The sequence below is a fragment of the Tumidithrix elongata BACA0141 genome (assembly GCF_036349135.1).
Classification (GTDB): Bacteria; Cyanobacteriota; Cyanobacteriia; order Pseudanabaenales; family Pseudanabaenaceae; genus Tumidithrix; species Tumidithrix elongata.
In genome coordinates this window covers 1-5,461 of sequence record NZ_JAZBJZ010000200.1, presented here as the reverse complement: position 1 = coordinate 5,461, position 5,461 = coordinate 1, and the positions used below count along the sequence as shown (strand labels likewise).

The following is a 5,461-nucleotide window of genomic DNA, read 5'->3' as shown; positions in this document are numbered from 1 at the left end:
CCTTAAACGATGAATGGCTTTTTTTCTCTATTTTCTAAAACTGTCCGAAGTATTGTTCATATAGCGAACCTTAATTGTTTGTAAACCTAGTACGGGCTTCTAGCCCTTGCAGGCAGGATGCCTGCACTACAGATACAGATTGATTACAATTCATTTAGGATTGCTATAGCTAAAATCTAAAACTCTATTGTAATGGACGAAGATTCACCTCCCATCGTCTGCTTTAGAGAACTTTAGGTTTCAAGTCCCAGAGAAAAATCTCTGGGACTTGAAACCTATTCCCATTCAATGGTTCCCGGTGGCTTAGAGGTGATATCAAGTACCACGCGATTGACCCCTTTGACTTCATTGACAATGCGCGTAGAGATCGTTTCGAGCAGATCGTAGGGAACCCTCGCCCAATCTGCGGTCATGCCATCTTCACTCGTAACCATACGCAGTACGATTGGATAGGCATAGGTACGTTGATCGCCCATCACGCCCACACTTCTAATGGTGGGCAGCAGAACCGCAAAAGCCTGCCAGAGGTCGTGATAGGAGCCAGAGCGATTGACTTCTTGACGCACGATCAAATCGGCATTTCTGAGAATCTCTAAGCGATCGGGCGTAACTTCACCAATAATCCTGATTGCCAATCCAGGACCTGGAAATGGTTGACGCTTAACAATTTCTTCGGGAAGTCCCAAAGCTGTGCCAACCTTGCGCACTTCGTCTTTAAATAACATGCGCAGAGGCTCGATCAGGGTAAAGCGTAGGTTTGGTGGCAAGCCACCCACATTATGATGGCTCTTGATTTTGACAGCAACCCGCTTACCTGTCGCAGGATCGATATTCGTATCCGCAGACTCAATGACATCGGGATAGAGCGTTCCCTGTGCCAAAAAATCAAAGGGTCCTAAGCGCTTTGACTCCGACTCAAATACATTAATAAATTCATAACCGATACGCTTGCGTTTTTCTTCGGGGTCGGTGATGCCTTTTACTTGAGCAATAAAGCGATCGCTCGCGTTAATGTACTCTACTGGAATATGAAACTGCTCTAAAAACAGCTTGACTAAACGCTCTGGCTCGCCCTTGCGCATAAAGCCCTGATCGATAAACATGCAGGTTAGTTGATCGCCGATCGCTTTGTGCAGTAAAAACGCCAAGGTTGATGAATCCACGCCACCAGAAAGTGCCAATAACACGCGCCGATCTCCGACTTGGGCTCGTACTTCTCGTACCGCTTCTTCGATAAAGGAGTCCGTTGTCCAAGTGGGTTCGCATTCACAAATGTGATAAACAAAGTTGCGAATCAGGGCTTGTCCGCCGATGGAATGCACGACTTCAGGATGGAACTGTACCCCATAGAGCTGTTTGTTGGGATGGGCGATCGCGGCACTGGGCGTATTGGCTGTATGTGCCAAAACTTCAAATCCTTCAGGTAAACTTAGCACCGAGTCACCATGACTCATCCACATGGTCGCGCCATGCTCTACATTGGTCAGCAAGTCGGTAGGGTCGTCGATCAGTAATGCGGCTTTGCCATATTCACCGCGATCGGCACGGGCAACCTCACCACCCAATTGCTTTACCATTAACTGCATCCCATAACATACGCCTAGCACGGGAATGCCGAGATTCCAAATTTCAGGGTCGCACATGGGTGCGCCTTGGTCGTAGACTGAGTTGGGACCGCCTGAAAGAATGATCCCTTTGGGGGCAAATTCTTTTAGTTTCTCAATCGACGTATGATAAGGCAGTACCTCAGAATAAACCTGCGTCTCACGGATGCGGCGAGCAATTAGCTCAGAATACTGCGATCCGAAGTCGAGAATGGCGATCGTAGAACGAGTGGCACTGTCATAGGTTTCTGTGCGATTGGCATCAGATATAGTAGAGATGGTAGCTTGAGTTGAAGAAACCACGATATAAGTACCCCTGTCGAGATGGCGAAAACTTGTAGGTAAATTGCAACTTACGAAAAGTAGCTATTCGTACAATGCTAGCAAAACAGATGTAAAGCAAGTTGAAGATCTGCATTTATTCTGGGACTAGGTTGTAGATGCAGTTTAGAGAAACTTTACGAAAAGTAAGAAATTTCTTAATTTTATTGAGTATGCTGCACAAAAAAACATTGGTTGCCTCATTCTTATTGTTTGCTGCGATCTTCAGTCCTCCCGTCGTTCGGGACTGGAGCAATTCGTCGGTTCAAGCCGTACAGCTACGAGATGGCAAAACCTATTTTCTTCATCCTCCCACTTTGATTGATGCGACGACAACCAGCAATCGTACCCATGCTTGGGGTGCAACCTACTATTTCACAATTCAGACGGCTAGTGACGCAGGAGAGCCTTTGCAGTCCGTCACGATCGCGCAAAATGAGGGTAGCGATACCGTGGCGTTTCAGCTAGGTGAAACCCTTGCCTACGCTCAAGATGCTGGTAGCGATCGCACGCCCCTAATCAGCAAAACAACCCTAAACCCAGAAACAAGAACCCTATCGATTGTTTTCGATCCACCCGTTCCCGCAGGCAAAACCGTAGTGATTAGCTTGTATCCCTCTCGCAATCCCCGCTATGAGGGCGTGTATTTGTTTGGGGTCACGGCTTTCCCACCAGGCAGTCAACCCCACGGGCAATTTCTTGGCTATGGGCGACTGCACTTTTATAGTTCTTCTCGTTGGTGATCGCCAAACCGCTTTTTTTGAAAGCCCTCTTTAAAGCAGGAGTTCATACCAATTTCTTTTGGATTGGCAGCAGATTGGCTTTTGGGTTCCACGCAGGACACGGTCTTTTTTTGAAAATGGGATCGAATCCTTAGCGATCGCCAGAGTAATGGAAGTTTGCTTGCGTGGGGTTTAGTGACATAATGCCAGCATGAGTGAAAGTATTCCTGTAAAAGCAAACAAAGGTGGGTTGGCTCCTCTAGTCCTGACCTTGGTGGAGCTACTGCGTCAACTGATGGAAGCGCAAATCATCCGCCGCATGGACGCAGGAAAGCTCTCTGATGCCGAAGTAGAAAGAGCCGCAGACAGTTTGCAAGCATTGGAGAAACAGATTTTAACCCTATGCGAAGTCCTAGAAATCGATTCCGAAGATCTGAACCTCGATCTGGGTGAGGCTGGAAAACTTTTACCCCGTAAGGGAGCCTATTACCCCGACCAGCCCTCTAGTGAGGCTTCGATTTTAGAGTTGCTTGATCGCTTAATTAGCACGGGCATCGTCTTGGAGGGAGACGTGCAGATTGGGTTAGCTCAGTTAAATTTGATTCATCTCAAACTCAAACTCCTATTAACATCCACTGAGTTATAAATGGATGCTTACATTCAAGTCCCAGCAATGTTCGGAATTTTGGGAATTACCAACCACCATCGATCGAACAACCAATCAAAGTCCGCGCTAGCGGACTAAGAAGGTGTGAGAATTTAACGCCTTGCGGCAACTTCGGGTTGACTAGACTTTGGCAGTGCGATCGGGCTAGTACTTAAAGATTCGAGGGCTGGGGTTGGAACGGTGTCCTCTTCTTTGGCAGCAGAAAACCACATCCCTAGGACTGGGGCAACCCCTAACAGTAAGCCTAAGAAAATGGGGGGATAAATACTTGCACCGCAACTTAAGATCGTCGCAAACACAAAGTTACCGATGTACATGATCACGGGAAATACCAGCTGCTTACGGTTGAGTATGGGTTGGTTATCCTTGCCCCACAAAAGAGACGCAACGGTCATAAATAAGGCGCCAGTGCCCATCCAGCCCGCAAAGTTTTGTAACGGCATGCCAAAGAAGGCTCCGGGCTGATGCCACTCCCAAAAGGGGAAAGCAGCTTGGCTCATGGCGGGATCGAGTACAAAGTCCCAAGAGGTAAGCATCATTGCGCCTAAGGCGATCGCTTCAACTCTTTGCATCCAATGATTACCAAAGCGTAGGGTCGTATTGGCAATCAGAAAACAGGCAAGCCCCATATAAAACCACGATAGGGGGATAGTAAAAGGAACGAGTCCCGCAATTTTTGTGCCTAAACCACTGAGGTAAGAATAGCCGCCAAACGGGAAGCCTGTACTGGTTCCTAGTAACTCACTACCCAGAGATAGAAATACGGAGGGGATTAAAAATGCGAATAGTCTTTTTGCCCCTAGCGTGTGCCAACCGTACAGAGAAATTGAAATTGCGCCCAAAATCATAAATACTGCGCCGCCACCCTGCATACCCATGGCAAAGATTTGCAGCCCTAACTCAGAAAGGCTCTCAATAAACTCGGTATTTGGCATAACGAGTAACAGTCCTACCAGCCCAAACAGCATGGCAGCTAAATGAGCAGCTAAAGTAATCCACTGTGCGGAAATCACACGCCTCATCACAAAAAACTCCAAGAGTTGATTAAGTTTATTTAACAAAAGTATAAACTACTAGACAAGTATCGAGTCTTCGTGGTTGTACCTATCCCCATCTTAGTGCGCGATCCAAGCTAGCAGTCCCAAGAGGGCGATCGCGCCTGCAACCCACAAGAATTGATTGATTCTACGAGCGATCCGTTGCTTGTCTGCATCGGTATAGAGAGCATCTGGTAAATCCTTGGAGCTGGAAACACTTTTACTGGAATTTTTGCCAGCGCTGCCATATCCCCCCCCATTGCCATGGGCATCTAAATTACTAAGGTTGGGTATTTCCGTGGTTACTCCCTCTAATTTGCGTAGCTGTGGGGCAGATAAAACGCTCAGTACATAGCGAGCTGACTTTCGCACATCAATATTTGGGTGTTTGACTAAGCTGCGACAGAGTGCGATCGCTTCCTCCGTCCGACCAACCGCATCGTAGGCATTTGCCAACCAAACTTGGATTTCTCCGCTTTGATATGTACCCGAAATCGCATGGCTTTTAGCTTGCTCTAGTTGCTGCAATGCCTGTTGATAGCTGCCGCCCTCAAAGCTGGCAACCCCCGCTTTAAAAAGTTGCTCAGCCAAATCTCGATCTAAATTTTCTTCAGAAGCCATTATTACAATTCGTATGTATCAGGGCATATTAAATTTACTTTTACAGCCATCTTACTTACGGAAAACAACCGTCTATGAGATTCTTTCCTGCTGCTGTACTTGCGACCGCTTTTGCCTTGCCCGTTAGTTTTCTCAGCGCCTCCAGCGCGTTTGCCGATCGCCGTGACTTTACCTTTGTCAACAAAACGAGCCAAATCATCGTAAACCTCTATGTCTCTGATTCTGGATCGAATGACTGGGAAGAAGATGTTTTGGGCAGAGACACGCTAAGCAATGGTGACTATACAAACATCAACTTCAATGACAAAACCCATAAATGTAGCTACGACGTTAAGGTAGTGTTTTCCAGCGGTCAGAACTTTGAGCGTTATGGGCTCGATCTGTGCTCGACCACAACCTACACGCTTTACGACTAATCTAGGGAATTCTATAAGCTGGACTTTGGACTAAAAAAAGAAAAAAAGGCAGCAGGTGCTTGGCACAAACTGC

The 5,461-nt window shown here is 47.1% G+C and carries 6 protein-coding genes; 3 read left to right on the top strand and 3 right to left on the bottom strand.

The features are described 5' to 3' along the window. Positions 1-275 precede the first annotated feature (275 nt). Complete coding sequence (guaA, locus tag V2H45_RS25045; protein WP_408648919.1) at positions 276-1,883, bottom strand: glutamine-hydrolyzing GMP synthase; 1,608 nt, start codon at positions 1,881-1,883, stop codon at positions 276-278. 215 nt (positions 1,884-2,098) lie between these two features. Here guaA and V2H45_RS25040 point away from each other — a divergent pair, with 215 nt between their 5' ends. Together V2H45_RS25040 and V2H45_RS25035 are read left to right on the top strand one after the other, a co-directional pair. Next, on the top strand, positions 2,099-2,668 hold the full coding sequence (locus V2H45_RS25040; RefSeq protein ID WP_330486418.1) for a DUF2808 domain-containing protein: 570 nt from the start codon (positions 2,099-2,101) through the stop codon (positions 2,666-2,668). A gap of 190 nt (positions 2,669-2,858) precedes the next feature. Continuing rightward, positions 2,859-3,293, top strand: a complete 435-nt coding sequence (locus tag V2H45_RS25035) for a gas vesicle protein K (RefSeq protein ID WP_330486417.1) — start codon at positions 2,859-2,861, stop codon at positions 3,291-3,293. A gap of 113 nt (positions 3,294-3,406) precedes the next feature. Here the strand turns inward: V2H45_RS25035 and cruF are convergent, their stop codons facing one another. Both cruF and V2H45_RS25025 read right to left on the bottom strand, forming a co-directional pair. Then, complete coding sequence (gene cruF, locus V2H45_RS25030; RefSeq protein ID WP_408648918.1) at positions 3,407-4,336, bottom strand: gamma-carotene 1'-hydroxylase CruF; 930 nt, start codon at positions 4,334-4,336, stop codon at positions 3,407-3,409. Between the two features lie 93 nt (positions 4,337-4,429). Further along, entirely contained in the window at positions 4,430-4,972 is a 543-nt protein-coding gene (locus V2H45_RS25025; protein WP_330486415.1) for a tetratricopeptide repeat protein, read from the bottom strand. Between the two features lie 74 nt (positions 4,973-5,046). Here V2H45_RS25025 and V2H45_RS25020 point away from each other — a divergent pair, with 74 nt between their 5' ends. Next, a complete protein-coding gene (locus V2H45_RS25020) occupies positions 5,047-5,388 on the top strand; it encodes a hypothetical protein (protein ID WP_330486414.1) in 342 nt (113 codons plus the stop codon). The last annotated feature ends 73 nt before the right edge of the window (positions 5,389-5,461 follow it).